The organism is Rhizobium sp. R711 (assembly GCF_002211365.1).
Taxonomy (GTDB): Bacteria; Pseudomonadota; Alphaproteobacteria; order Rhizobiales; family Rhizobiaceae; genus Rhizobium.
The window spans coordinates 16,203-42,247 of sequence record NZ_LOKZ01000001.1 but is presented as its reverse complement, the minus strand read 5'-3'; the positions used below and the strand labels follow the sequence as shown (position 1 = coordinate 42,247).

Below are 26,045 nucleotides of genomic sequence, written 5' to 3'. Positions count from 1 at the left end.
CATCAGCCGAAGGCGAAGTGGCCTTCAGCAATGAGGGAAGCCGGTGACAGCATATGCCAAGCTTACGATGCGGGAACCCACTTGAAGTGATCCCCATCGGACTGAATATGGCCGACACCGGGGAACGGAAAGTGAGGGGCAAAGATGAGTTCCTTCGATGTGGCAAGCTTTTTCAGGGTTTTAATACGGGTTTCCTCGCCGACAGCAGCGTCGTTGTCGAACCCGAGCGGCCAATCTGGTCTCGCAAGCGATATGATCGAGCTGTGCACGGTATCGCCGATGTCGAACAGTTTCTCCTTGCCGGAAACCATCTCGTAGCCGACATGGCCGGGCGTGTGTCCTTTCAAACCGACGGAGGTAATGCCGGAGACGACCTCGGCGCCCGGCTTGAAGGTCTTGACGTGCCCGTCGATTGCCTTGACGACCTCAGCGAGCTGATCGTTCTTCTGGGCGAAGGCCCACTCGGGCGACGACATGCGGATGGTCGCCTTGGGAAAGGCCAGATTGCCGCCCTTGACGAGACCGCCCATGTGGTCGGGATGGGAGTGGGTGATCAGAACGTCGGTCACGTCTTCCGGCTTGAAGCCTGCCTGAAGCAGTGACTGTTGAAGCGCTCCGCCGACGCCCGTGTCGATGAGGATCAGCCGCTTTGGCTGCTTCACCAGCAATGCGTCGACGCTGAGGGTAATGGTGTCCGTTGGCGCACCTGCGGCCCTTAGCACGTCTGCGACTTCTTCAGCGCTACGATCGACACCGAATATCGTATTGTCGTTCGGCCTGACGAACTGCGCATCATGCAATGCCACAATGTCGAATGAGCCGAGCTTGAAGGATTTCGAATCGGGCTGCTGCTGCGGCATCTGAGCGGACGCGGGCGTAGCCAGTGCAGTGGCAAGGGCGAAGCAGGCTAAGAGGGACGTTTTGGAGCCGAGCATGATTGCAATCCTTTCATGACGTGCAGACGATCTAACGTCTTATGCCCTATCTCCTGAACGATCACATCGAATTCTCGTGAGCGAGGGCTTTGCCAACACCCGTTGTGGTTTTGTCGTCGGCTGATGCCGCGTGCTCAATCGTCACCAAACCGCCTGCGCGCACGAAACGACGCATTTCATGGTCGAGACATCTTCAGTCTCATCGGCTTGAAGAGCACACCCAATCACGCTGGCCGAGGATAGGTGCCCGGTCGCCTTTCGACGCATGCCGTGGCGCCAGCTTGCGCAATCCGGTGCGGGCCGTGCCTTGCTGGCAGTCATCACGCGACAAGGCAGCGGTCGAACGGACAGCCCTTGGCAAGAAGTCTAACGACGCGCCACTTTGATGACCTGAATGGGCCCGCCCTTGGACCCAAGCATGAGGTCCTGAACGCTGGTGACAGCGGCGATCCTTGCTCCAACGGACAGAACGCCCTCCAGCACTCCTTCGATCCAGTCGGCGTTCTCCTCCTCGTCATCGAAATCATATTGGTGGCGCTGAACCTCTCCGCCGAGCCTGCCTGCGCGCACGCCTTGCTTCTTGCCCACCTCGTACCAACTTTGGACAGTTTGGTCTTTGTGCATCGCACCGATCCTTCTGCTGAAGGGGAGAACCGCGCGTAACTGGGCCGGTCCGGCAACGGCGATGGCCCAACAGGTCGCGTCATTCATGGTGAGCTGCCTTAAACATTGAAGCAAGACAGGAAAAGGGAGAATAAGCGGTAGGCAAAGGGTCGGGGTAGGCTGGTGCAGTTGGCAGTCACGTGGAATGTTTCGACAAATCTGCCAGGATCGTGGCTCGCGTGCGAAACCTAAAATCCGCGCCGATAACCGCACAAGCAATCTACGCAATTATGTAGGACCTCGCCGCCAGAAGGCCACTCCATGACCAGATAGTCTGATAGCCTTGCTTTAAAAGGGCGTTGCGGGTTGCATGGGGTAGAAGAGGAGAAGAACAAGCGGGAAGCTGGAATCCGCGCCTCAGTTCCTGGCAGGATCCCTTTGGTGAGGAGGCCAATACAACAGGCGTTTTCCTGCGATAATCTGCTGATCCATCAGCTGGAATTCCATATGGATCGCTGTCTCTGTCGACCCCAACAAATTGCATTTGCAAGACTTTTTTCCTAATCTTCGTGGGTACGAAGGACGACGGCAAATGAGACTGTTAATCGTTGAGGACAATCACGAGCTGGCAGGTTGGCTGGCGAGGGCGCTTGAGCAGGCGCACTACACTGTCGATGCAGCGCATGATGGCGAGGAGGCCGAGCATTTGCTCGCCATCGCAAATTACGCGGCTGTCGTCCTCGATCTTTCCCTGCCGAAAGTCGATGGTATGACGCTGCTCAAACGCATCCGCCGTGCCGGCAACAAGACGCCCGTGATCATTTTGACGGCCAATGCCTCGCTTGACGGACGCGTGGCAGGCCTCGATACGGGAGCCGATGATTATCTTGCCAAACCTTTCGAGCTTGCCGAACTGGAAGCGCGACTACGCGCGCTGATCCGGCGAGGGCACGACCAGGCGAATCCGGCAATAGCCGTCGGCGATCTCGTGCTCAACAGCGCCACCCGGCAGTTCAGCCTGAAGGGCGAGCCTTTGCAGCTAACTCCGCGCGAACATTCCGTATTGGAATATTTGATCCTGAAAGCCGGAACCACGGTGACCAAGACCCAACTTCTGGAGAGTGTCTTCGGTTTCGACGCCGAGACGGATCCGAGCGCGATCGAAATCTATGTCCATCGTGTGCGCAAGAAGCTCGAAGGCGGAACGGTTCAGATCGCCACGCTCAGAGGCCTCGGATACATGCTGAGGGCGCCTTGAGATGACGGTTCTTCAGCTGCGTTCGCACATTGCCAATCCATTTGCGCGCCTTCGCCACAGTCTGCGTGCCCAGCTTTTCGCCTGGGTGACGGTGACGCTTGTCTGCGTGCTCTGTCTTAACCTCTATGTCAGTCAGCGTCGCGCCCTTTTCACCGCAAATATCGTCACCGACAATATGCTGCTAGGTTCCGCGCGCATGATCGCCGAAGCAGTGCGCGTCGATCCAGAGGGAACCATCACGGTTGACATCCCCCCGGCTGCCCTGGAGATCTTCGGCACCGGCTATGGTGACCGCGTCTATTATCGGGTGACGACCCCATGGGGAAATCTCGTGGCGGGAGATGCAGCGCTTGTGCAGCCTGAAAAGCTCGTCACCGGACAGAATATGCGGTTTCGCGACCTTGATATAAGGGCGATGGCCATCGATCATCCGGTCGTCGGCCTTGGCAATGACGGCGTTGCGACCGTCACTGTGGCTGTAACGCTGAACAGTGAAAGCGCGCTGCGGCGGAGCCTCTGGATGTCCGACTTCACCAATCAGGTGGCCCTGGTCGTGGCCGCCGGGCTTGTCACCGTACTTGGTCTGCGCCGATTGCTTGGCCCCGTGCTGCGGCTGCGCGACGCGGTTCTGGCGAGTCGGCGCGAACGACTTGAACCCTTCGATCCGGCAAGCGTCCAGACCGAGCTGCGACCGCTTGTGAACGCGCTCAATGATTACATGGACCGGGTCCAGAAGCAGATGGGTGCCCAGCGCCGTTTCGTCGCCAATGCCGCGCATCAGCTCAGGACACCGTTGACGCTGCTTGCGACGCAAGCCAGTGTCGCCGCGCGTGAAACCAACCCCGCCCGCCGTCACGAGGCGCTCCAGGCGCTCACGCGCAGCACCCGGCAGGTATCTCGCCTTGCCGAACAGCTTCTCACCCTGACGCGCGCCGAGCCGGGCAGTCGCGCGCCGCGCGCCGAATGCATCGATATGGCGCAGGTGGCACGCAAAGTGCTCGAGGCCCATGCGGAGGATGCCCTGCGACGCGGCATCGACATCGGTCTTGAGGCGGATCGCCAGGCCCCCGTGGTGGGTGACGAAACGATGCTGCGCGAGATGGTCGTCAATCTGGTCGACAATGCCTTGCGCTACACACCGGCGCCCGGTGAAATCACCGTCAGCGTCGCGCGTGATGCAGCGCATGTGGTGCTAACAGTCGACGATTCCGGTCCCGGCATCCCCGAAAACGAACGCGATCAGGTGTTCGAACGCTTCTATCGCATTATCGGAACCCAAGCCGAGGGCAGTGGGCTCGGTCTTGCCATCGTTCACGAGGTCGTGGACGGTGCCGGCGGTTCGATCGATCTCGGGACCTCGCCAAGTGGTGGGCTTGCCGTGACGGTCCGATTGCCTTTGGCGTCATAGCAAGGAGGGGGCTTTCGGCCCCCTCGATGGTCGGTTGATTGCGATCGGTTCAATGTGTCTCGAGGCTTTGTTGCGGTCGCCACTTGGCAAGCCGGTTCTCGACCAGGGTCATCACATATTCGGCCGCAAGGGTCACGACCATCACCAGAACGATGGCGGCGAACATGCCGGCGGCGTCGAAGGTACCCTTGGCGATCGAGATCAGCTGACCAATGCCGAAGCGGGCGCCGACGAACTCGCCGACGATCGCGCCAATGATGGCGAAGCCGAAGGAGACATGCAGGCTGGCGAAAATCCAGCTCATCGCCGAGGGGATGACGACGGTGCGAGTGACCTGCCAGTCAGACGCGCCAAGGATGCGGGCATTGGCGATCATGTCGCGGTCGGCCTCACGCACGCCCTGAAAGGCGTTGGCGAAGACCACGAAAAACACCATCACGAAGGCGAGCGCCACCTTGGAGGCAAGGCCAAGACCCATGATCATGATGAAGATCGGAGCGAGAACGACCCGCGGGATCGAGTTGATCGCCTTGATGTAGACCGAAAAGATATCCGAGAGCATCGGATTGCGTCCAAGTCCGACACCGACGACGACACCGGCGATCGAGCCGCTGAAGAAGCCGATCAGAGCCTCTTCCATCGTTACCCCTAGATGATACCAGAGCGAGCCTTCCGTGGTGCCTTCTGTCGCCCATTCATACAGGCGTTGCACGACTCCGGAAGGACTTGAGTAGAAGAAGGGGTCGATCCATCCGAAATCGGAGGAGAGTTCCCATAGCCCCAGAGCTGCGACAAGGATCGTGATCTGCCAGAAAAAGACCGTCTGCTTGCGGCGCCTGATCGCCTTCAGCGCTGCGGCCTCGATCTCCTTGTCCGATGTGCCCGGACGGAAAGACGTTGTGGCAGTCTCCATGGTCATGTCGGTCATGGTGTTATCCTTTCTCACGCCGCTTCGCTGGCGCGGCGATAGCTGGTCTCGACCTCCTGGCGCAGGTCGTCCCAGATGGTCTTGCAGTAATCGATGAAAGCGTGCTCGTAGCGGATTTCCGAAACCACGCGGGGACGCGGCAGATCGATATGGTAGACGGATTTGACCGTCGCCGGGCCTGCTGTCAGCACATAGACCTTGTCGGCGAGCGCCACCGCCTCTTCGAGGTCATGGGTGACGAAAACCACCGACGCCTTGCGTTCCGCCCAGAGTTTCAGAAGTTCCTCATGCATGACGGTACGGGTCTGTACGTCGAGGGCCGAAAAGGGCTCGTCCATCAGCAAAATTTCCGGCTCGTTGATGAATGTCTGGGCGAGTGCCACGCGCTTGCGCATGCCTCCGGAAAGCTGGTGCGGGTAGTGATGCAAGAATTTCGACAGCCCAACGCGGGCGAGCCAGTCCTTGGCGGCCGCTTCCGCCACTGCCGGCGACCGGCCGCGGAAGAGGGGCCCGGCCATGACATTGTCGATGACGTTCTTCCAGGGAAAGAGGGCATCTTTCTGGAAGGCGAAGCCGACGCGCGGATCGATGCCCTTCACCGGGCCGCCCATGAGCCGGACTTCGCCGGCCGAAGGCTTGGCCAGACCAGTGACAAGGTTCAAGGTGGTGGATTTGCCACAACCGGTCGGACCGACCACCGCGACGAATTCGCCCCGTTCCACCGTCATGTTGAAGTCCCTGAGTGCCGTCAGCGTCTTGCCGGTAGGGGAGACGAAACGACGCGTGACATTGATGAGTTCTATGGCCGCGTTCTGGCCCTGATTTCTGGACATGGGTGATCCTTTCGGCGGTGCGGTTGCACTCGCAGGCAATATCTCCGAAGAACCCGCCCCCGCCCGAAGGCGGGAGCGGTCGGGAGGATTGGCTATTTCGCGTTCTTCACGAATTCGCTCGTATAGGTCTTGGAGAGGTCGATCTGCTTGCCCTTGACGTTCTTGGAAAACTCAGAGAGCACGGCAAGGACCGTCTTCGGACCGTCTTGTGGCATTATGCCGTCAGCCGTGAACATTCCCTTGCCCGCTTCGAGCGCCTTCACATATCCATCCTTGTCACCGACATAGAAATCCTTCGGCATCTTGTCGGCGATCTCGGCGGCGGAATGGGTATTGATGAATTTCAGGGTCTTGACGAAGGCGTTGGCAAGCTTCTGCACCTCTTCCTTGTGCTCATCCACCCAGGCCGTCTCCATGTACAGCGACGCGGCGGGATAGGTGCCTCCGAGAGCTGCGCGCGTCGTATCGACGGTGCGCAAATCGACGAGGACGCGGGCGTCGCCAGTCTTCACGAGACGCGAAATGGTGGGCTCGGTTGTCATCCCAGCCTGGATCTGGTCCTGCTGCATGGCGGCGATGAAGGTTGCCCCGGCGCCGGCCGGGACGGTGACGATGTCGCCGCCGGAAAGGCCAGCCTTGGACGCCATGTAGAGTGTCAGGAAGTTGGTCGAGGAGCCAAGCCCTGTCACGCCGAGGTTTTTGCCCTTGAGCTCGGCAAGGCTTTTCACGTCGGGATATTTGTTGGAAACGACTTCGACTTCGCCCGGCGCCTGGCTGAACTGGACAACAGACTGGACGAACTTGCCCTTGGCCTGAAGGTCGACGCAGTGGTCATAGAAGCCGACCACACCCTGGACCGCTCCGGCCAGAAGCTGGTTTTCGGCGTCAACGCCAGCGGCCTCGTTGAGCAATTCGACATCGAGCCCTTCATCCTTGAAGTAGCCCAGTGCTTCGGTCAACTTGGCCGGCAGATAGATCTGCTTTTCATAGCCGCCGACCATGATGGTGATCTTTTCGGATGCGCCAGCAAGCGAAGTAGTGGCGAAAAGCCCGGCAATGGCCAGAGCAGACATTGAAAAAGCGCGCACGAAACTGCGATGAAAACGCATGAATTCCTCCCTATTTGCGTATGGCACCGGCGCAACGCTCTCCAAACGCATATTCCCCGGTGCGTGGGAAAAGGATTTAGCAGCCCGAGCTTTCAGTCAGCTTTCAACGCGGCAATATCTTTGGAGCAGGCTTGATCAAGAGGTTCAGTGTCCGTAAAAAGCGCGACTGTGCAGACGCATCATCGGCTCTGCAACGGGGGGCCGATCAAAGTTTCTGAAAAGCCCGATCCGGCGGCGGGCGGCGACATACAGCGCCCCTCCGTTGATTGTTACTCCCGTTTCCCGGTTTCGCGCGGTGCCATGCGCCAAAATTCATGAAAATGCTGGACGGGACCATGACCGGAGCCGACATTCAGCGTGCTGGCCTGTTTCACGGCCTCGGCAAGGTAGGCCTTCGCATCCGCCACAGCCTTGGCCAGCGCGGCGCCCTTTGCAAGTTCGGCGGCAATCGCGCTTGACAGTGTGCAGCCGGTGCCATGCGTGTTCGCCGTTGGTATCCGCGTCCCCTCGAACCAGGTCAACCCTGCCGCTGTCGCCAGGACATCCGGGCTTTCATCGCCGGGCAGATGGCCACCTTTGACCAGCACGGCATCCGGCCCGAGGCCATGCAGGCTTTGCGCCTGATCAGCCATTTCCGCGCGCGTCTCAGCCGCCGTTCCATAAAGGAGTGCCGCGGCTTCTGGCAGGTTCGGCGTGACGAGTGTCGAAAGTGGCAGCAGGCGCCGGACAAGGACCTCGACCGCGGACGGATCGAGGAGGGCAGCTCCACCCTTGGCAATCATCACGGGATCAAGGACGATCGGTATACCCTTGTGAGGTTCGATCGTATCGGCCACGGCATCGGCAATCTGCGCGTTGGCGATCATGCCGATTTTGATCGCATCAACGCGCACATCGGCAAAGACCGCTCTGATCTGGTCGGCAACGAAGGCGGCGTCAAGCAGATGGACACTGGACACACCCTGCGTGTTTTGAGCCGTTAGCGCCGTTAGCACCGCCATGCCATAGACGCCGCGGGCGGAGAACGTCTTCAAGTCAGCCTGGATTCCGGCGCCACCCGAGGGATCGGAACCGGCAATGGAAAGAACATTGCGGATCATCGGTAAAACTCTTTGATTTTCTTTGCGATGTCGCGGGTGGCAGCCTCAGGATCAGGCGTGCCGCAGATCGCCGAGGCGACGGCAAGACCGTCAGCGCCGGCCGCCAAAACATCGCCGACATGGGCCGCCTTCAGGCCGCCAATGGCAACTGCGGCAACAGGACAGATCCGCACCAGGCGAGCAAGCCCGGCAAAACCGATCGGCGTCTTGTGGTCTGCCTTTGTCGGCGTCGCAAATACCGGACCGATCCCGGCATAGTCTACGATTTCAGGATCGACCGCCGAGGCCAGCGCCTCGGTCTCGACCGAGAGCCCGAGGATCATGTCCGACCCAATCCGTAACCGGGCAGTCGGAGCATCGATGTCGTCCTGTCCGACATGCAGGCCGTCGGCACCGATTGCGATCGCCGCCTCGACGTCGTCGTTGACGATAAGTTGCACGCCGCTGCCAGACAAAGTCGCCTTAAGCGCCCGTCCAGTCTCGATCATTCGGACGGTATCCGCACGCTTGTCGCGCAACTGCACTATTTTCGCCCCGGCGGCGACCGCTGCACGTGCGGTCTCCACCATCCCGAAGGCGGCGCAAAGATCGGGATCGAGGATAAGATAGAGAGATAGATCGAGATGCTTCATGCGGCATACACCCTGGCATCGCGATCGAGACGCGAGGCGTCGAGCGCTGTCAGCGCGTCGAGGAAAGCTGGTGAAAACGAGCCCGGGCCGTGCGCCCTGTTGGCTGCCAACTCGCCGGCAACGGCAAAGGTCGCAAGGGCCGCAACCGCCGCCTCGAAAGGCGCGCGCGGGCTAATCGCGGCAAAAGCTCCCACCAGGCAGGTCAGCGAGCAGCCGAGCGCGGTCACCTGGGGCATCAATGCCGAGCCGCCCTCGATGCGTGCCGCCCGTTCGCCGTCAGTGACGAAATCAACGATGCCGGTCACTGCGACCGTCGTTCGATGTGCCCGAGCGAGCAGCCGAGCGGATTCCTCGGCCTGGTCGACACCATCACGGCTGTCGACGCCCTGACCGCGGCTTGCACCACCGGCAAGCGCAATGATCTCCGAGGCATTGCCGCGGATGACGGCAGGACCAAGCTCCAACAGCCGATCCACGGCTGTACGACGAAAGCCGGTAGCATAGTGGGCCACTGGATCGAGAACCCATGGCTTGCCAGACTGAGCGGCTGCAATGGCAGCCGCCTCCATACCCCGCAGCCAGCCCGATGACAGCGTACCGATGTTGATCGTCAGGGCGCCGGCGAGCGCGGCGGATTCGCCAGCCTCTTCTTCGGCATGCACCATGGCGGGAGAAGCCCCAGTCGCCAGAAGCACGTTGGCTGCGATGTTCATGGCAACGAAGTTGGTGATGCAGTGGACGAGCGGCGGTTGCTTGCGCAATTCGCAAAGCAACATTCCCGGTGAGGCTTGGTCAAGCATCGTGCGCCTTTCGATCGGGGAGAAAGGGCGCGGGGGACGAACGCAGGAAGCGAAAAGTCCCGAGCGACTCCCTCCGCCGGCATTATCCGGTTCAGGTTCAAAGGGTGCTTCTCAGCCGACCGTTAGGAAGGCGCCCCTGTCTCTCGTCGGCTCTTGTCGCAGAGAAGCGCGCGGCTGTCATCCATAAAATGAACATCGCAGCGCAGGAGCTCGCGACTGATGTCAAAGGGATCTTTCGGCTGATGCGAGGGATCACTCAGTACAGTGTCGGCGGGGCAGAAGGGTTGAGGACATCATTCGACGACACTGTCGAGGGGACATCGCCAGTAACGAGTTCAGTCCCTACATGCGTTGCAAAAAAGGGCACCGGCAACACAAGGAAGGCGAACGCGAGCTTGGCACGGTGTCCATTGATGCTGCGTAGCCGCCAAGCTGGTGCGCGCTCTTCGCGTGCGTTTTCTTTTCAACAATCTAGAGCGTACGGACCTGCCTTGCATCGCGCGAAGCCGCTTGTCGCCTCTGGCAGCCCGCGTAAAAAGCCCCCGCAGTCGCGGTTGCGGGGCAAAGAGCATTGGCCTTGAGGGTTTCGGCTCCCAAGGCACTGGATAAATGATCGATGGCGTTATTTTGTTCCGTTCTCGGCCCAAGGTACTTCGCAGGGGGGGGAGCGCGCGGTAGAGTAAATTCGCCATAGCCCCCAACCGCACGCCCCCATTGACCCACGGAGGGGCTGGGGTTCGGCTCCGGGGTCAACCCGTCAAAATTAAAGGAGAATGGTGGCAGGTTTGAACCACAGCTTTTGACGTGGTTTCGTCGTTTGTTCTTGCCACCAAGATCACCTAAACGGATAAGTAGACGGAAGCGCTATACGCCTTCATTCTTCGCTTTAGGGTTGATTTTATTTCGCGTTTTATTTCGCGTAGTGCTCCTTTCCATCATGAATGCCTCCAATCCAACATCGCGTGGACCTGGCCTTTGAGATCGGCAACGTTCTCATCCGCGGTGCTTTCTCGAAACTGTTATGCGAGCCCAACTGCAGGGTGCGGGAATGCAGGAGAGCATAACGAGAGGTCCGATCAATTCTCATTGGTGGAGGCAAACGCGTGTGTGGCGCGCCGCTCAAGCTGATCATCGCCACCCATCGCGACGCGGTGGAAAAGGTCTCGGAATCTTCTTGCCCTGACATTCATTCTGCCTCCCAGACCCCTGGGAAGCAGATAGCGCGGTTGTGGTCTGCAAGGCGGCTGACGGTTCAGTGCACGAGCTCACGATCGAGATGTCCGTCGCTTGTCAGAAGAGATAGACTGGGTAAGGCGCCTGATCGTCTGCCGCAATTGCCACGACAGGCGCTGCTTCACCATCGGCCGAGCGCCCTTGTATCCGCATTTCTAGTGCATCAGCCCTGCAGGTCTGACGAGCGCCAATCCCTTCGCAGGACGGCCCTGGTTGCCATTCCCAAGCGGCGAGGGGGACCTTGTCACGAATCCGCGAAGGCAGATGATCTCAGGAGCGCATCCTCAGCTTTGTCACGGCTTCATCCGGTCGAGTTTGAGCGGCCATTTCAGGATTTCCTTAGTCTTTTCAGACTATAGTCGCTGCAAATGGAGATCCATATGATGCGAATCGCGGTTCTGGCCCTCGGTCTTCTGCTTGCTGGCATTTCGTGCGCCTACCCTGCCGAGCGCCTCCGGATCGCTACGGAAGGCGCCTACCCACCATTCAATTTTGTTGATGGAAACGGTGTCCTGAAAGGCTTTGACGTCGACATCGCAAAAGCACTTTGCAAGCAACTGGATGCTGACTGCAGTTTCCAGGCCGTGGAGTGGTCCAGGATTATCGATGGCTTGGAATCCAACCAGTATGATCTGATCATCGCCAGCATGGCATATACCAAGGAGCGTGCCGCCCGCGTCGAATTCTCCGCGCCATACTACCGCTCGCACTCGGTCTTGATCGGTGACGCTGAGAAATTCACGGACAGTTCACCCGCCGCTCTTGCAGGTGCCCGGATTGCTGCTGCGGACGGAACGGTTCAGGCCGACTATGCAAAGAAGGCCTACAAAGACAGCACCACAGTCCTGGCAAAGGATCAGCCGTCGGCACAGAAACTGCTTGAAGAAAACAAAGCCGACTTGTTGATCGGTGACGCCATCGAGCTGTTGAGCTTTATGGAAACCCCCACGGGTTCCACATATGGCTATATCGGAGATCCGATTTCCAGCGAATTCCTGCAGAGCTCCGCTCATATCACCGCGCAAAAAGGCAATATTGCACTCATCGCTCGCGTGAACGAGGCGCTAAAGCAAATCAAACTGAATGGCGTCTATGACAGGATCAACGATCAATATTTTCCTTTTAACATCTATTAGGGCGGCCAATTGACCGATACTCGATCACCGACAGTTCGTGGGGTTCCGCTCCGATTTGTCGGGCGCATCTTCCTCCTGATTGCGGTCGTTTACTCGGTGCTTGCGGCGGCGGCCGCAGGCCTGTTTTTGACCCGCATCGAGCAAGACGCTATTGCAACCCGCGAGACGCAGATCCCTTTGATCCTGTCGCAGACGCGAAATGCCGTCAAAGTTGAACGGATGTCGTCTCTTGTGCGCGCCGTTTTCCTCGCCAACGACCGTCGGCTGGAACGCCAGCTTCAATTGCAAATCCAGGCACTTGCCCAGGGTTTCGGTTTCGATGGTTCAAGCACCCTGACCATTGGATCCCGCAAAGTGGCCTCACTGGCGAAGACCATAGCCGCAACGCGTCAGAAAGACCGCGACGAAGCCGACGCCCAAGCCGGTGTTAGTGCATTGGAAGGGTCAGGGAAATCGACCGCAGGTCTCGTCGCATATGAAGAGGCGATGCGCATTCTTGAAACGATGAGCAAGGAGGTCAGTGGGAACTCCGCTCTTGTGGCAGACGACATCGCCGGAGGCATTCAACGGAGTGCCGTGGCTGTTCGCTATCTTGTGATCATCGTGCTCATCATTCCCGCCTTGTTCGTACCGGTTTTCCTGTTACTGGCGCGCCGACACCTTGCAGAACCAATCGGGGCGGCCATCCGCAACCTTCACCGGATCGAAAAGGACGAAGCCCTTGAACCGCCACAGAGCAAGCCAAGGCTTAAGGAGTTGGCACTCATTGGGGATGCAATCGTCTCCTACGGGAAGACCGCCAGCGAATTGCGTCGCACGAATATGGTATTGCAGGCTCTCGCCGAGAAGGACCCCTTAACGGGACTGGCCAATCGCCGGATGTTCGAGAAATTCCTGGCCGCGGCGATCCAGAGATCATCGGCCGAATGGGGAACAGCCGTTCTGCTGATCGATATCGACCATTTCAAATCGATCAACGACCAGCACGGACATCCAACCGGCGATCGCTGTCTCAAATCGCTTGCCGGTCTCCTTGAGAACATCCCTGACCTGTCGAACGCCTTGGCATCCAGATTTGGAGGCGAGGAATTCGTTGTTGTCTACGACGCGCCTTCGTCCGATCACGCATTTGAGTATGCTCGCTTCCTTTGCCGGAAGATAGAGTTGCTCGAAACGCAAAGCATTGACGGTACCATTTTGCGCTTTACCGCCAGCGTCGGCGTCTCCTTTACCACCTCACCGACATGCAATTCCGGCGACCTCCTCGAAAAGGCCGACCGCGCACTTTATGTCGCAAAACGATCCGGCCGCAATCGGGCCGAGGTCGACCGCCCGATGATGGGTGTGGGCAGGGCGACTGGGTAATGACAATCCGGCGTGCTGCTACGTCCTTCTTGCGGTCGAGACGCTGGCAATTCAATCCGGCATTGTCCGACCGAAAGTCGCAGTGGCCCATCTCCTACTACAGGAAATCGAAGGCGATCTCAGAATCCGACAGGACGGCGAGAAAGGCCTCTTGAGCGGCTGCGGTCTCCTTCTGGTCGGCAATCGAACGACCGCAGACGTAGATAGCGGTTTGGTAGGCAAGGCTTAATTTGCCCGGGCAGCGCATCAACAGGAAGTCCATCGCCGCCCGGCTGTCGGTGATTGTCAACATGACAGCGCTTCCTGTGCCGATGATAATGACCGGCGGCTTCCATATCTCCATGGCAAGTCGCATCCCCAAAACCAAGCTGACGAGAATATTCGCGCATTGGTAATATTTTTGCAATACACAATCGCAAGTATCTGCCGCTGCTGATGGCGGGACGACATTCCACTCCTTTGGCGGACATGCACGGCGCTGGCCCACAATCGCGAGGAGGCAACAAAATCGCCAAAACTGCCGCTTCGCGCCGCAGCGGTCCTTTGCATTTCATTCAGGCACAAGCAGATGATGAAAAACGGGGAAGCCTGTTTTCATTCTATTCTATGCAATATCAATGCGATGTGGCTGCTATTTCGAGCAGCATGTAATGTCGACGGCTCGGGCCGGCCAATTCCTAAGAGCATCATCAAGCTCGGCTCCATCAGGCGCCCCCATGCGCCCACCAAATGTCAGGCACTTAATGGCCGCTGCCATCGAGGCCGAGCGCATCACATCTTCAATCGCCATACCTTCGCAAAGCATAAGTGCGAAGGTTCCGTGAAAGATATCGCCTGCGGCGAGGGTGTCGATCGCCGCAATCCGTGGTGCTTCGAGGTGGCAGACGCAGGCACGCTCGTCATTGAACCAGTAACAGCCTCTATTCCCGAACGTTGCGCTGACAAAGGCGTGGCTGAAGCGTTGCTTGAGTCGGCGAACGATTAATACCGGGTCTGGTGTGCCGGCAAGACATTCGGCGGCCGGCTGGGAAAAAACAATGTGGGTTGCGGCCGGCGCCAGCCTTTCGATCACCCCGTCGGACGCCACGTCACCATCGAGGACGGCGGGTATACCGGCTTTGTTGGCGGCAAGCAGCGCCTGTAATGCAAGCTCCGGCCAACGAACGTCAACCAGAACAGCATCGAACGCCGCAACATCGTCAGCCGTAACCGGATAGACAGCCTGATGCAGGCGTGGATCGTAAAAGGGGATGATCAGGCGCTCGCCGTCGTCGTCGATCAGGATGGTCGACACGGCCGAGCGGGCACCGGCCACGCGGTGTACGCCAAGGATGTCGATGCCGCTTCCAGCGAGATCAGCGACAATGCGCTCCCCGGTCTCATCGTCTCCGACAGCACCCCAGAGGCTCGCCTTGCCGCCAAGCCTTGCAACCGCAAAGGCGGCGCTTGCGGCCATGCCTTCGGCAATCTGCTGCATATCGTACGGAAGGACTTTGCCTTGCCCGGTTGGCATCACACGGACCCTGAAGAGGGTGTCGAAGACGGCAGCTCCGACACACAGCACGTGCCTGGCCCGCGTCGGCGGCGCTTGCGTCGAGATTGCAGATATCACTTCACTGCACCTGCCGTCAGGCCGGCGACAATCTGCCTTTGTGCAAAGACGGTCAGGATCAACACTGGCAGCGTGACGATCAGGGCTGCTGCGGCAAGCGGCCCCCAACTGACCTGTTCGAACGACAGCATGTTATAGACCGCAACAGGAAGTGTACGCGTCTCACGGCTTGCAAGGACGATGCCGAAGACGAAGTTGTTCCAGGAAAAAATGACCGAGAGGATGAAGGCAACGACGATGCCGGGCCTGGCAATCGGCAGGGCCACCAGACGGAACACTTGCCAGGGCGTTGCACCATCGATGCTTGCCGCCTCCTCCAGCTCCATCGGCGTCGTTTCGAAATAACCGATCATGATCCAGACAACGATCGGGACCGTGACAACCAGATGGATGATGATCTGCGGCCATAACGTGCCGAGCAGGTTCAACCACTGGAACAGAAGGAAGAGCGGAATGAGGAATGAAAGGCCAGGCGTCATGCGCGCGATCATGATCACGACGGCGGATTTTTCAGCCTTCAGACGGGCGATGCCGTAACCGGCCGGTACACCGATCACAAGCGCCAGAAGCGTCGCCGCACCAGTGACCAGAACCGAATTCCAGAGATAAAGGAAAAAATTGTTCTCCTCGAACACCTTGACGTAATTCGACCAGGCTAGGCGTTCGGGGATGAAAATCGGAGGAAACGCGCCATTGTCGATCTCGTATTTCAAAGACAATGAGATCATCCAAAGGAAGAACAGGACCACCGGCGATACCATCACCAGCGCCACAAACAGAAGTCCGATACGATCAATTGCCTTGCGCTTCATCAGTGTATCTCCCCATCGGACCAGTTGGCGCGCTGCTTGACCATGAGGAGAATGAAGCAAAGCGCCACGATCAAAACGAAGAAGACAACAGCCATCGCCGATCCATAGCCGATATCGTAGTAGGAGAAGGCCGTGTTATAGAGGTAGATATTGATCGTTTCGGACGCAGTGCCTGGTCCGCCCTGCGTCATCGCATAGATGATGTCGAAGCTCTTGACCGCATCGATGCTGCGAATGATGACGGCGATCATCAGGAACGGCGCGATCATCGGCAGCGTCAGGTACCTGAACTTCTGCCAGACGTTGGCACCATCGATTTCCGCGCTCTCATAGGGTTCGCGCGGCACTGCCGCCAGGCCGCCAAGCACGATCAGCATGACAAGCGGCGTCCACTGCCAGGTTTCGACCAGGACCAGCGATGGAATGACGCTGGTCTGGTTATAGATCCATTCCTGCGGACCGACCCCGACAAACGAAAGGAGGTAGTTCAAAACCCCGAGCTGTGGATGGAACATCATCGTCCAGACGAGCGCGATGGCGACTGGCGTTGCCATCATCGGCATCACGAATACACCGCGAAGAATGCCGCGTAGCGGAAACTGGGCATCGAAGATGAGGGCGGCCAGCGTTCCGAGGAAAAGGGGAGCGAGGACTGACAGCGTCGTGTAGAGCACAGTATGCCACAACGAGTCCCAAAAGCGCAGGTCAGCGGTCAGGCGCAAGTAGTTGTCCAGCCCGGCAAAGACCTGCGCCTGGCCGAGTGTCCAGCTGTTGACGCTCATCCATAGGGTGAAGACCCATGGAAAAACGATGACAGCCGCCACAACGACCAGGGCGGGAACAATGAAAGGCCAATAGTTGGGAGCAAACCGGCCCGGTTTGCTCCCCTGCGTGGTCTTGACCGCATCTGCGGTTTCCATGCTCACCGATGCCATTATCCCTCGCTTCGTGCCAGGACCGGCTCGAACTGAGCTGTGGCAGTCTTCAATTCCGTGGCCGGATCGGCGCCGCCGATCATGTTGGTGAGGCCGACGCCGTAGATGTCGCGGAACTCCGTGACGGGTATGATGATCGGCAGGGCCAGCTGCGACACCTTCGCGGAACTGGCAACAGCATCCAGCCACGCTGCCGGCATCTTCACACCTTCACGCACCTTCTGATCCTCGAGGACCGACTGGCGGAACGGAACGCCGGCCCCAGCCTGAAGCAGGCGTGCTCCCATGTCATGGGAAATGGCCCACTGGCAGAAGAGATATGAAGCTTCCTTTTTCTGGCTGGCGGCGACAACCCCGAGGCCGTCTCCGGTGGTCGCCGCTGCCTGTGCCTTCGGCCCCTTTGGCATGACGCCGTATCCAACCTGGCCAACGACACGTGACTTTTCCGGGTTTTCGATCGGCGGCGCAAAGCCGACGCCGTCGAGCCACATGCCGATCTTACCCTGCAGGAAGGCCGATTGGGCTTCGGCCCAGTTGAAGCCGGAGACACCGGGAGGAGCCGCCTTGGTCATCAGCCGCTGGTAGAGCTTGGCTGCCTCGACGGCCTCTTCAGAATTGGTGCGCAGCTTGCCATCAGGTCCGAGCGGGCTCGATCCATAGCCGAGCAACAGCGTTGTCCAGACCGGCGTGTTGGCGTTCTTGAGCCCACGGGCGACGAAGCCGTAGGTGCTGCTCGACGGATCGGTCAGCGCCTCGGCAGCATGTCCCATCTCGTCAAACGTGGTCGGGTAGGCAAGTCCCTTCTTTTCGAAGAGCGCCTTGTTCCAGTAAACGATCCAGTAGTCGACCGAAAAGGGCAGGGAGCGCAGGACGCCATCGGGATCCTTGGCGAAGGTCATGCCGGCCTCGGCAAAGTCGCTCTCAACAAGCGACGGGTCGGTGAGCGAAGGATCCTTGAGGAAGCCGCTAATATCGGCAAGCCATCCACCCTTTTCAAACTGTCGCTTCTGGACGTGATAGCTCATGTGGACAACGTCAAAGCTCGGCTTGCCGGAGCTCAGTTCGATCGTAGTCTTTTGGCGTTGCTGCTGTTCTGGCGTCGCTTCGGCATTGACCTTGATGCCCGTCAACTCTTCAAACTCGGGAAGATACTTGATGAGCGTTTCGCTGCGTGGGCTCTTGACAAGATTGACCTCAAGCGTCGTCCCGGCAAAGCGTTTCCAGTCGACTGCCGCCGAGGCCGAGCGAACGCCGATAAGGCTGCTGGCGCCGAGCGCCGCGGTGCCGGCGAGAAAGCTGCGCCGCGTAGGATTTAGGAATGATGATGGCATGTAACTCCTCCTTTTTTGCCGTCGGTCTCCTCACCGTAGGCGTGTTGTCAACTAGATCCTTAAGGCGCGGTCCCTCGCGTGATTGATGTGGGCGGCGAGGCTATTCACTGCATCCTCGGCCGAGCGCCGTTCGATCGCCTCAAGAACCTTCAGATGCTCGCCCATGACCGGGCCAACGCGCCCATCGATGCGGAAGCGCTCCTGGCTGATCAGGCGCATCTTGATCGAATTAACCCGGTAGGCATTGGAAATGATCGTGTTGCCCAGAGCATCGATAAAGGCATCATGCATACCCCAGTCGACAGCTTGAGCACGCACTTCCAGCTCATGTGAGGCATCGCCATTGGCAATGGCGTCGGCGATGTCGCGATGCTGCTTCAAAAGGCCGGCGATTGCCTCATCGGACGCAGAGCGCGTGAACAGCGCCACCGCCTCCTTCTCCAGGAACAGTCGAAGCTGGAACGCCTCGCGAATGAGGTTAAGGTCGATATGAGCGATCTGCAGGCCCCGCTGAGGGACGGTCTTGATCAACCCTTCGGCCTCAAGCCGCGGAATAAGTTCGCGGATCGCGGCAAGCGTCAGTCCGGTCAGCTCGACAAGACGTCGCTGGGAGACGAATTGACCCGGACGTACGTCGCGCGCCAAAAGGTGGCGGGTGAAGCTTTCATATGCCTTTTCTCGCAGCGTCGGCTGCTCGTCCGTTCCGTCCATTGCCTCCCTCTCGTACATCGCGTTCACGCTGCTTTGGAGCGGAACAGCGCATCGAAGGCCTGAGCAAGCTGTGCCTGTCCCTCGCTGGAAATCGAGACGAGCGGTGGGCGAACCGCAAGCCACATCTCCTTCCCGGTCAGGCGGGCGATCATGACCTTGACGGCCGGCGTCACAGAGTATTTCAGAAGCTCGGCAACCAAATTCTCTACGCGGGCATCGTCCCGGCCTTCGGTCGCCATCAGCTTCACCTCGGCAGGAAGGAAGTTCGCCATGCCGGAGATCGCGCCCTGGCCGCCGAGGCGCACGCCTTTTGCAAGGTGGCGCTCATCGCCGATCAGAATAATGAGATCGCCGTGGGCTTTCAGCAGGCTTTCAGTAAATGGCCAGTCGCCGGACGAATCCTTCACGCCCCTGATGACTGTCGGAAAAGCTGTCCGCAAACGCCCGATCAGCGACACGGTCAGCGGCACCAGGGTGACCGATGGAATATTGTAGACAATGACGTCGCGCGCTTTGTCGCCGAGGCTCGCAAACACAGCAGAAAACCACTTGAAGAGGCCGTCGTCGCTGACATTCTTGAAGTAGGAGGGTGGGGCCAGCAGGACGTTGCGCGCACCGCGCAACAGAGCGTTTCCGGCCTGAGCTGCGGCGTCCTCGGCAGCATCGACCAGCACGCCGACGACAATCTGCTCAGGCGCAATACCGGCATCGAGAAAAGCCGTGAGGATGTCCTGGCGCTCATGCGTCCCTATCGAGCATCCCTCACCAGTGGTGCCAAATAGCGTAACGCTTTCACAACCAGCCGCAAGGCACTGTTGAGCCTGCTCAATCATTACATTGACGGCGATCCCGCCCGTTTCGTCAAAGGGCGTGGCAAGGGCAACGGAAAGCCCGAATTTTTTAGTCACGTCATGTTCTCCCAGTCGATGTGTTAGACGTAGCAGACTGACATGTTAGTTGTAAACAGGTAATATTGGTGTCGGTACGAAGGTGATAACGAACAGAAAGAGGGTGCTCGCAGAACGGGCGGAGCTTTAAGCGCCGCTTTCCTTCACGGCTTCCATCGCCACGAAGGTCGATGTGCTGGCAACGAAAGGAAGGCTCGATATCTTCTCACCGAGGACAAGACGGTAGTTGGTAATATCGGAGGTGCGGATCTTCAAAAGATAATCGAAGGCGCCGGCGATCATATGGCACTCTTCGACCTCCTGAAGCTTGCGGGCGGCGACATTGAACGCCGTCAAAGCGTGCTCGCGCGTGTCGGAGAGTTTTACCTCGGTGAATGCGACGTGATTCTTGCCGAGTTTCTTGACGTCGACGATGGCGCGAAATCCAAGAATGTAGCCATCTTCGATCAATCGCTTTAATCTGACCTGGCAGGGCGTGTTGGACAGCCCCACTTTCTTGGCAAGGTCGGTAATCGATATACGGCCGTCGGCGACAAGGGTCTCGATGATCCTATGGTCGAACTGGTCGATTTCCCTGCCATTTGGGGCGATGTTCACGGTATTCCCTCTAGTTTGCATCTAAAACAGGTAAATATAGTTCATCTCACCCCATATCAAGTGAAATCAACTATCGGGGAACTGCTATGGATCTTCCACCAATCCGACCTGGAGCAAAGAGATGACGATCACCAACGATAAGGTGGCGAACAAACCCGGTGACATGCAGCCAAGCGGCGCCAATCCATTCGAGGATTTTGCCCCGGCAGTGCGACCGCAAAGCGATCTGCGCCGTGCGATTACGGCCGCTTACCGTACACTGGAGACCGTTTGCGTCCCGCGGCTCGTTGAGGCCGCCACGCTTGCGCAGAACGTCAGGCAGGGCGCCGCCACGACAGCCCGCGCGCTCATTGAGGCGCTGCGCGCCAAGCACAAGGGCACCGGCGTCGAAGGTCTCGTCCACGAATATTCGCTGTCGAGCCAGGAAGGCGTCGCGCTTATGTGTCTGGCGGAAGCCTTGCTGCGCATCCCCGATACCCCAACGCGCGATGCACTGATCCGAGACAAGATCGCCGAAGGCGATTGGAAATCACATCTCGGGGGCGGTCGTTCGCTCTTCGTCAACGCCGCAACCTGGGGATTGGTGGTAACCGGTAAGCTTACCGCGACAGTCAACGATCGCAACCTCTCTGCAGCGCTCACCCGGCTTATTGCGCGCTGCGGCGAGCCTGTCATCCGGCGAGGCGTCGACATGGCAATGCGGATGATGGGAGAGCAGTTCGTCACCGGTGAGACGATCGATGAAGCGCTCCAGCGCGCAAAACCGCTGGAACAGCGAGGCTTTCGCTACTCCTACGACATGCTTGGCGAGGCGGCGACCACAGGCGCCGACGCCGAGCGCTATTACAAGGACTACGAAAGAGCGATCCACGCCATTGGCAAAGCCTCCGACCGCCGCGGCATCTATGAAGGCCCCGGCATTTCGATCAAGCTTTCCGCCCTGCATCCGCGCTATTCAAGAGCCCAAAGCGGCCGCGTCATGGGCGAATTGTTGCCGAAGGTCAAGGCGCTGGCAGTGATCGCCAAATCCTATGACATCGGCCTCAACATCGATGCCGAGGAGGCCGATCGACTGGAGCTGTCCCTGGACATTCTCGAAACGCTATGCCTCGATGAGGACCTTTCCGGCTGGAACGGCATGGGCTTTGTCGTCCAGGCCTACGGCAAGCGTTGCCCCTTCGTCCTCGACTTCATCATCGACCTTGCTCGCCGCGCCAGCCGCCGCATCATGGTTCGCCTTGTCAAGGGTGCTTATTGGGATGCCGAAATCAAGCGCGCCCAGCAAGATGGCCTGGAAGATTTTCCGGTCTTTACTCGCAAGATTTATACCGATGTTTCCTACATCGCCTGCGCCAAGAAGCTGCTTGCCGCAACCGAGGCGGTTTTCCCGCAATTTGCCACCCACAATGCCCAGACACTTGCCACCATCTATCACATGGCAGGCTCGGACTATTATGTCGGCAAATACGAGTTCCAGTGCCTGCACGGGATGGGCGAGCCACTATATGACGAGGTTGTCGGTCGGCAGAACCTCAACCGTCCGTGCCGCATCTACGCCCCCGTCGGAACCCATGAAACTCTGCTTGCCTACCTCGTGCGGCGTCTGCTCGAAAATGGTGCCAACTCCTCCTTCGTAAATCGCATCGCCGATCCCAATGTCTCGATCGATGAGCTTATTGCCGATCCAGTCGAGATCGTCGCCAAAATGTCCACGCCTGGCCAAAAGCACGACAAGATCGCGCTTCCCTGCGATCTATACGGCCAGCGCCGCAACTCCGCCGGCCTCGATATCTCCAGCGAAACCGCTCTGCAGGCGCTGACCGAAGCACTAAAGGCGAGCGCCAGTCTTACCTGGACGGCAGCGCCAACGCGCCAGTGCGACGCGGCGCCAGCGGCCCGCGACGTTCTAAATCCAGCCGACAGCCGGGACCGCGTCGGCACCGTGCGCGAAGCGACTGCGCAGGAGGCCGCTCATGCAGCCGAAATTGCATTGAGAGCTGCCCCGAGCTTTGCATCCATATCGCCCGTTGAACGAGCGGCACTGCTTGATCGAGCTGCCGACATCATGCAGGCAAAGATGGAGACCCTTTTGGGTCTCATCATTCGTGAAGCTGGAAAATCTCTGCTAAACGCGGTCGCCGAAGTGCGCGAGGCGATCGACTTCCTGCGCTACTATGCGGAGCAAGCCCGCCGCACCCTTGGCCCGTCGCACACGCCGCTCGGACCGGTCGTGTGCATCAGCCCCTGGAACTTTCCACTTGCTATCTTCACCGGGCAGGTCGCTGCCGCTCTGGTCGCCGGCAATCCGGTCCTTGCCAAACCCGCAGAAGAAACACCGCTGATTGCAGCCGAGGCCGTTCGGATCTTGCACGAAGCGGGTATTGCGGCCGATGTCCTCCAACTGGTTCCCGGGGACGGAAGGGTAGGGGCAGCCCTGGTCGCAGCACCACAGGCCGCAGCTGTTATGTTTACCGGCTCGACCGAGGTTGCCCGCATCATTCAGACGGAACTTGCCAAACGTCTCTCAAGGAACGGCAAGCCGATCCCGCTGATCGCCGAGACCGGCGGTCAAAACGCCATGATCGTCGACTCCTCGGCGCTCGCTGAACAGGTCGTTGGCGACGTGATCGCCTCGGCCTTTGACAGCGCCGGGCAGCGCTGCTCGGCGCTCCGCATCCTTTGCCTGCAGGAGGACGTCGCCGATCGTACGCTGACCATGCTGAAGGGGGCGCTGCGCGAGCTTTCTATCGCCAACACCAACCGCCTCGCCTCCGACATCGGTCCAGTGATCACCGCCGAAGCCAGGGATATTATTGAGGCGCATGTCGCTGCCATGGGCAGTGCCGGCTGCGCTGTCGAGCGCGTCGACTTGCCGGATGCGACCAAGAACGGAACCTTCGTTGCGCCAACGATCATCGAGATCGACAAGATCTCACAGCTGAAGCGCGAGGTCTTTGGCCCGGTTCTGCACGTCATTCGGTGGCGGCGCCAGGATCTCGCTCGCCTGATCGACGAGATCAATGGTACCGGCTACGGCCTGACGTTCGGCCTCCACACGCGCCTCGACGAAACGATCGCGACCGTCACGTCACAGGTAAAGGCCGGCAATCTCTATGTAAACCGCAATGTCATCGGTGCCGTTGTCGGCGTCCAGCCTTTCGGTGGCCGCGGCTTATCGGGCACCGGTCCCAAAGCAGGCGGTCCGCTGTATCTCGGGCGGTTGGTCACGACGCCGCCGATCCCCCCGCAACACAGCTCTGTCTATAGCGACCCCGCTCTTTCCGATTTTGCCAAATGGCTAGACCAGAAAGGCCTTTTTGATGACGCAGAAACGGCGCGTCATCTTGGTAGCCAATCGGCCCTGGGGCTCGAAGCCGAACTTTCCGGTCCCGTGGGCGAACGCAATCTTTATGCGCTTCACCCGCGCGGCGCAATCCTCTGCGCTGCGGCCTCACGGACCGGCCTCATTCGCCAGATCTCGGCGGTTCTAGCCACCGGCAACAGTGCCGTCATCGACGCTGACGACAGCCTCCGCTCGACCCTGAGCGGTGTTCCCACCAGCGTCGCTCAACGGATTTCCTGGCAGACGGCATCGGCCCATTCCAGCACAATGGCCGGCGCTCTAATCGAAGGCGACGCGGGCCGGGTCTCGGCCATGCTCGCAAGGCTCGCCGCGATGCCCGGTCCTCTGCTTTTGACTCAGTCAGCCTCGAGCGAGCAGCTTGAACGTGATGCGGACGCTTACTGCCTCAACTGGCTTTTGGAAGAGGTGTCCACCTCAATCAATACCGCCGCAGCCGGCGGCAACGCGAGCCTGATGGCAATTGGATAGGCGATTGGTGCGGCAGCGCCATGTCGATGCTGCCCACCTGTCCAACCTCCACAACGCTCATTACCGGTGAGCGCAACCAGCGCAGAACTTTGCTGCCTGGGCCGCGCAACCCTTTTTGGCTTGCTCACATCCCGGCGATTGACCGGTCTGAAAGCTGTATCGGATATTGCCTTCATCAAGGGCGGCACCATGTCCTCGACCCCGTCTATTGGATAAGACGCGAGCCGCAAACGAAATCAGGATGCGGACTGAGTTTCATCCGCAAAATTCATGTCATGGCCTGACTGATCGGCAATCGCACCTCGGCCGAGGAGATGGGCAGCCGAACGCCAGGCGTGATGGGCGAGTTGATCAAGCCGTCTGGCAGTGTCGATGCGCGTAAGGGCCTCCACTGCGGTCGTTTCCCCTTGCCCAACGGAGGCGAGGGTCGCTGCGCGGTGGTTGCGCTGCAGGGCCTCAAGCTCGCTTGATGCTGCGCCTGCGTCATCGAGCGCCGCGGCGATCTCGGTCGAAACGATCCAGCCGATGGAGACGGCTTTTTTGCTGAGAGCAGATTCCGAGGCGATGGAGCTACCTATTGCCTGTGCCGCACGCATGGCCCGAGCGCACAGCTCTGCAGCCCGCAGATTAGCGGTGGTTTGCGCCGTGTGTCCTGCCGAATTGCCCTCGGTCAAGATTTCGACGAGACGCAAGCTATGGTCGAGTGCGTGCAGCGTAGCCGTCAAGCGCAGGCGCTCGGCATCTGTCTCGGGTCCTTCTCTTAACTCGGACAGGAAAGCCCGCACCTCCAAGAGGGCACCAGCTGCTTCACTGTGCTGTACCGACGAAAGAGTTCCTCCAGAAAGCATCGCGCAAACGGAAGCCGTTGTCTTGCAAAGGACGCGCGCTATCACACGTCGCGCGGTTTCGATCGCAATCACCGGACTGGCAAGCGCGCTTGGATCGAGAGCGCGCTGAAGCGCCGTCTGCCTTGAGGGCAGGAGCTGCTCCACGATACGGGTAAACCACCGGGTCGCAGGGAGCAGCACGGCGACACCCACCACGTTATAGGCCGTGTGGTAGGCGGCAAGGAGCGTCATGCCATCGAGTGAGGGGGTGACGGCCTGCATCAGCCGGGCCGTGACCGGAAACGCGACGATTGCGATAAGTGCTGCAATCAGCTTGAACAACACGTAGGCGACAGCCAGGCGCTTGGCCGTTGTGCTGGCGCCTATGGCTGCGAGTGCCGAGCTCGTCGCTGTTCCGATATTCTGACCGATGATCAGGGCTGCACCCTGTTCGAGGCCCAACGCACCAGCGTAAAAAGCCGAAATGGTGACGGCAATCGAAGCTGACGAGGACTGCATGACTGCGGTCATCGCCACGCCGACGACAACCAAGCTCATGAGGCCAATCGAGCCATCGATCCTGCCGACACCCGGCGTGCCGAGAACGGCGGGCAGGTCCGACGGGTGCAGAGTTTCGGCAAGGCCTCCCATCCCTTGTTGCAAGGTGGTCAGCCCGTAGAGTACCAACGCAAATCCAGCGAGCGCGCCGCCCGCCGCCGCGATTCGCCGCCCCCCAAGCAACTTGGCCAGCGCGCCAAGAAAGATGATCGGCAGCGCGTAGGTTGACAAGGAGACGCGCACACCAATCAGCGCCACGAGCCAGGCCGTTCCCGTGGTGCCCACATTTGCGCCGAAAACGAGGCCAAGCCCCTGCGGAAACGTTAGGAGTCCAGCGCTGACGAGGCCAATTGTCGTCATCGTCACGGCGCTCGACGACTGTACGAGCAGTGTCACGATTGCGCCCCAGAACACCCCCGAGAGCGGTGTCGCTGCGGCCTTGCCGAGAACAGTGCGCAGTGCAGATCCCGCCAGGGCCTTCAAACCGTCGGTCATGACCGTCATGCCAAGCAGGAAAAGCCCGATACCCCCAAGAATAGCAACTGCTGTAGACATGCGCGTTCAACCCCGTCTGCGCTGCGC

At 59.4% G+C, this 26,045-nt stretch carries 22 protein-coding genes and 1 riboswitch; of the genes, 5 read left to right on the top strand and 17 right to left on the bottom strand.

The window, feature by feature from the left end:
• Positions 1–62: 62 nt before the first annotated feature.
• The gene (locus tag ATY80_RS00180) at positions 63–935 is read right to left on the bottom strand and encodes an MBL fold metallo-hydrolase (RefSeq protein WP_088690509.1); all 873 of its coding nucleotides are present in this window, start codon (positions 933–935) and stop codon (positions 63–65) included.
• A gap of 366 nt (positions 936–1,301) precedes the next feature.
• Positions 1,302–1,559: a hypothetical protein gene (locus ATY80_RS00175; RefSeq protein WP_141105527.1), complete on the bottom strand. Its 258-nt coding sequence runs from the start codon at positions 1,557–1,559 to the stop codon at positions 1,302–1,304.
• A 571-nt stretch (positions 1,560–2,130) separates the two neighbouring features.
• Between ATY80_RS00175 and ATY80_RS00170 the strand changes: the two genes are divergently transcribed.
• Positions 2,131–2,796: a response regulator gene (locus ATY80_RS00170; protein WP_088690507.1), complete on the top strand. Its 666-nt coding sequence runs from the start codon at positions 2,131–2,133 to the stop codon at positions 2,794–2,796.
• 1 nt (position 2,797) lies between these two features.
• Positions 2,798–4,204: a sensor histidine kinase gene (locus ATY80_RS00165; RefSeq protein WP_088690506.1), complete on the top strand. Its 1,407-nt coding sequence runs from the start codon at positions 2,798–2,800 to the stop codon at positions 4,202–4,204.
• A 49-nt stretch (positions 4,205–4,253) separates the two neighbouring features.
• Here the strand turns inward: ATY80_RS00165 and ATY80_RS00160 are convergent, their stop codons facing one another.
• From ATY80_RS00160 to thiM, 6 genes are all read right to left on the bottom strand, one after another.
• Positions 4,254–5,132, bottom strand: coding sequence for an ABC transporter permease (locus ATY80_RS00160; RefSeq protein WP_088690505.1), 879 nt, complete (start codon positions 5,130–5,132; stop codon positions 4,254–4,256).
• Positions 5,133–5,146: 14 nt separating this feature from the next.
• Positions 5,147–5,965, bottom strand: coding sequence for an ABC transporter ATP-binding protein (locus tag ATY80_RS00155; protein ID WP_088690504.1), 819 nt, complete (start codon positions 5,963–5,965; stop codon positions 5,147–5,149).
• A 92-nt stretch (positions 5,966–6,057) separates the two neighbouring features.
• Positions 6,058–7,038: an ABC transporter substrate-binding protein gene (locus ATY80_RS00150; protein WP_245306756.1), complete on the bottom strand. Its 981-nt coding sequence runs from the start codon at positions 7,036–7,038 to the stop codon at positions 6,058–6,060.
• A gap of 305 nt (positions 7,039–7,343) precedes the next feature.
• The gene (gene thiD, locus ATY80_RS00145) at positions 7,344–8,174 is read right to left on the bottom strand and encodes a bifunctional hydroxymethylpyrimidine kinase/phosphomethylpyrimidine kinase (RefSeq protein ID WP_088690502.1); all 831 of its coding nucleotides are present in this window, start codon (positions 8,172–8,174) and stop codon (positions 7,344–7,346) included.
• The gene (thiE, locus tag ATY80_RS00140) at positions 8,171–8,806 is read right to left on the bottom strand and encodes a thiamine phosphate synthase (protein ID WP_088690501.1); all 636 of its coding nucleotides are present in this window, start codon (positions 8,804–8,806) and stop codon (positions 8,171–8,173) included. The genes thiD and thiE overlap by 4 nt, the downstream gene beginning before the upstream one ends.
• Positions 8,803–9,606: a hydroxyethylthiazole kinase gene (gene thiM / locus ATY80_RS00135; RefSeq protein WP_088690500.1), complete on the bottom strand. Its 804-nt coding sequence runs from the start codon at positions 9,604–9,606 to the stop codon at positions 8,803–8,805. Before thiM ends, thiE begins: the two co-directional genes overlap by 4 nt.
• A gap of 51 nt (positions 9,607–9,657) precedes the next feature.
• Positions 9,658–9,754: riboswitch (TPP riboswitch) on the bottom strand.
• Between the two features lie 1,465 nt (positions 9,755–11,219).
• On the opposite strand from thiM, the gene ATY80_RS00130 reads away from it, so the two are divergent.
• Both ATY80_RS00130 and ATY80_RS00125 read left to right on the top strand, forming a co-directional pair.
• On the top strand, positions 11,220–11,975 hold the full coding sequence (locus ATY80_RS00130) for a transporter substrate-binding domain-containing protein (protein ID WP_088690499.1): 756 nt from the start codon (positions 11,220–11,222) through the stop codon (positions 11,973–11,975).
• A 9-nt stretch (positions 11,976–11,984) separates the two neighbouring features.
• Positions 11,985–13,340: a GGDEF domain-containing protein gene (locus ATY80_RS00125; protein ID WP_245306719.1), complete on the top strand. Its 1,356-nt coding sequence runs from the start codon at positions 11,985–11,987 to the stop codon at positions 13,338–13,340.
• Between the two features lie 97 nt (positions 13,341–13,437).
• On the opposite strand, the gene ATY80_RS00120 is transcribed toward ATY80_RS00125, so the two are convergent.
• The 8 genes from ATY80_RS00120 to ATY80_RS00085 form a co-directional block, all read right to left on the bottom strand.
• Complete coding sequence (locus ATY80_RS00120) at positions 13,438–13,683, bottom strand: DUF982 domain-containing protein (RefSeq protein ID WP_280950651.1); 246 nt, start codon at positions 13,681–13,683, stop codon at positions 13,438–13,440.
• A gap of 288 nt (positions 13,684–13,971) precedes the next feature.
• Positions 13,972–14,952 carry a PfkB family carbohydrate kinase gene (locus ATY80_RS00115; protein WP_088690497.1) on the bottom strand — a complete coding sequence of 327 codons (981 nt, stop codon included), beginning with the start codon at positions 14,950–14,952 and terminating at the stop codon, positions 13,972–13,974.
• On the bottom strand, positions 14,949–15,764 hold the full coding sequence (locus tag ATY80_RS00110; RefSeq protein WP_088690496.1) for a carbohydrate ABC transporter permease: 816 nt from the start codon (positions 15,762–15,764) through the stop codon (positions 14,949–14,951). The genes ATY80_RS00115 and ATY80_RS00110 overlap by 4 nt, the downstream gene beginning before the upstream one ends.
• The gene (locus tag ATY80_RS00105) at positions 15,764–16,699 is read right to left on the bottom strand and encodes a sugar ABC transporter permease (protein WP_088690495.1); all 936 of its coding nucleotides are present in this window, start codon (positions 16,697–16,699) and stop codon (positions 15,764–15,766) included. The genes ATY80_RS00110 and ATY80_RS00105 overlap by 1 nt, the downstream gene beginning before the upstream one ends.
• Positions 16,699–18,030, bottom strand: coding sequence for a sugar ABC transporter substrate-binding protein (locus tag ATY80_RS00100; protein ID WP_088690494.1), 1,332 nt, complete (start codon positions 18,028–18,030; stop codon positions 16,699–16,701). The genes ATY80_RS00105 and ATY80_RS00100 overlap by 1 nt, the downstream gene beginning before the upstream one ends.
• 51 nt (positions 18,031–18,081) lie before the next feature.
• The gene (locus tag ATY80_RS00095) at positions 18,082–18,759 is read right to left on the bottom strand and encodes a GntR family transcriptional regulator (RefSeq protein WP_189637054.1); all 678 of its coding nucleotides are present in this window, start codon (positions 18,757–18,759) and stop codon (positions 18,082–18,084) included.
• 5 nt (positions 18,760–18,764) lie between these two features.
• Positions 18,765–19,649 (bottom strand): dihydrodipicolinate synthase family protein, encoded by an 885-nt coding sequence (locus tag ATY80_RS00090; protein WP_088690492.1) that lies wholly within the window; start codon positions 19,647–19,649, stop codon positions 18,765–18,767.
• Positions 19,650–19,775: 126 nt separating this feature from the next.
• Positions 19,776–20,246 (bottom strand): Lrp/AsnC ligand binding domain-containing protein, encoded by a 471-nt coding sequence (locus ATY80_RS00085; RefSeq protein WP_245306718.1) that lies wholly within the window; start codon positions 20,244–20,246, stop codon positions 19,776–19,778.
• 121 nt (positions 20,247–20,367) lie between these two features.
• On the opposite strand from ATY80_RS00085, the gene putA reads away from it, so the two are divergent.
• Entirely contained in the window at positions 20,368–24,078 is a 3,711-nt protein-coding gene (gene putA / locus ATY80_RS00080; protein WP_280950650.1) for a trifunctional transcriptional regulator/proline dehydrogenase/L-glutamate gamma-semialdehyde dehydrogenase, read from the top strand.
• Positions 24,079–24,314: 236 nt separating this feature from the next.
• On the opposite strand, the gene ATY80_RS00075 is transcribed toward putA, so the two are convergent.
• Complete coding sequence (locus tag ATY80_RS00075) at positions 24,315–26,018, bottom strand: Na/Pi symporter (protein ID WP_088690490.1); 1,704 nt, start codon at positions 26,016–26,018, stop codon at positions 24,315–24,317.
• Positions 26,019–26,045 lie beyond the last annotated feature (27 nt).

Coding starts and splice junctions, on each gene's coding strand:
- ATY80_RS00180 (WP_088690509.1), bottom strand. CDS start 935: ATGCTCGGCTCCAAAACGTCCCTCTTAGCCTGCTTCGCCCTTGCCACT.
- ATY80_RS00175 (WP_141105527.1), bottom strand. CDS start 1,559: ATGCACAAAGACCAAACTGTCCAAAGTTGGTACGAGGTGGGCAAGAAG.
- ATY80_RS00170 (WP_088690507.1), top strand. CDS start 2,131: ATGAGACTGTTAATCGTTGAGGACAATCACGAGCTGGCAGGTTGGCTG.
- ATY80_RS00165 (WP_088690506.1), top strand. CDS start 2,798: ATGACGGTTCTTCAGCTGCGTTCGCACATTGCCAATCCATTTGCGCGC.
- ATY80_RS00160 (WP_088690505.1), bottom strand. CDS start 5,132: ATGACCGACATGACCATGGAGACTGCCACAACGTCTTTCCGTCCGGGC.
- ATY80_RS00155 (WP_088690504.1), bottom strand. CDS start 5,965: ATGTCCAGAAATCAGGGCCAGAACGCGGCCATAGAACTCATCAATGTC.
- ATY80_RS00150 (WP_245306756.1), bottom strand. CDS start 7,038: ATGTCTGCTCTGGCCATTGCCGGGCTTTTCGCCACTACTTCGCTTGCT.
- thiD (WP_088690502.1), bottom strand. CDS start 8,174: ATGATCCGCAATGTTCTTTCCATTGCCGGTTCCGATCCCTCGGGTGGC.
- thiE (WP_088690501.1), bottom strand. CDS start 8,806: ATGAAGCATCTCGATCTATCTCTCTATCTTATCCTCGATCCCGATCTT.
- thiM (WP_088690500.1), bottom strand. CDS start 9,606: ATGCTTGACCAAGCCTCACCGGGAATGTTGCTTTGCGAATTGCGCAAG.
- ATY80_RS00130 (WP_088690499.1), top strand. CDS start 11,220: ATGATGCGAATCGCGGTTCTGGCCCTCGGTCTTCTGCTTGCTGGCATT.
- ATY80_RS00120 (WP_280950651.1), bottom strand. CDS start 13,683: ATGGAGATATGGAAGCCGCCGGTCATTATCATCGGCACAGGAAGCGCT.
- ATY80_RS00110 (WP_088690496.1), bottom strand. CDS start 15,764: ATGAAGCGCAAGGCAATTGATCGTATCGGACTTCTGTTTGTGGCGCTG.
- ATY80_RS00105 (WP_088690495.1), bottom strand. CDS start 16,699: ATGGCATCGGTGAGCATGGAAACCGCAGATGCGGTCAAGACCACGCAG.
- ATY80_RS00100 (WP_088690494.1), bottom strand. CDS start 18,030: ATGCCATCATCATTCCTAAATCCTACGCGGCGCAGCTTTCTCGCCGGC.
- ATY80_RS00095 (WP_189637054.1), bottom strand. CDS start 18,759: ATGTACGAGAGGGAGGCAATGGACGGAACGGACGAGCAGCCGACGCTG.
- putA (WP_280950650.1), top strand. CDS start 20,368: ATGACGATCACCAACGATAAGGTGGCGAACAAACCCGGTGACATGCAG.
- ATY80_RS00075 (WP_088690490.1), bottom strand. CDS start 26,018: ATGTCTACAGCAGTTGCTATTCTTGGGGGTATCGGGCTTTTCCTGCTT.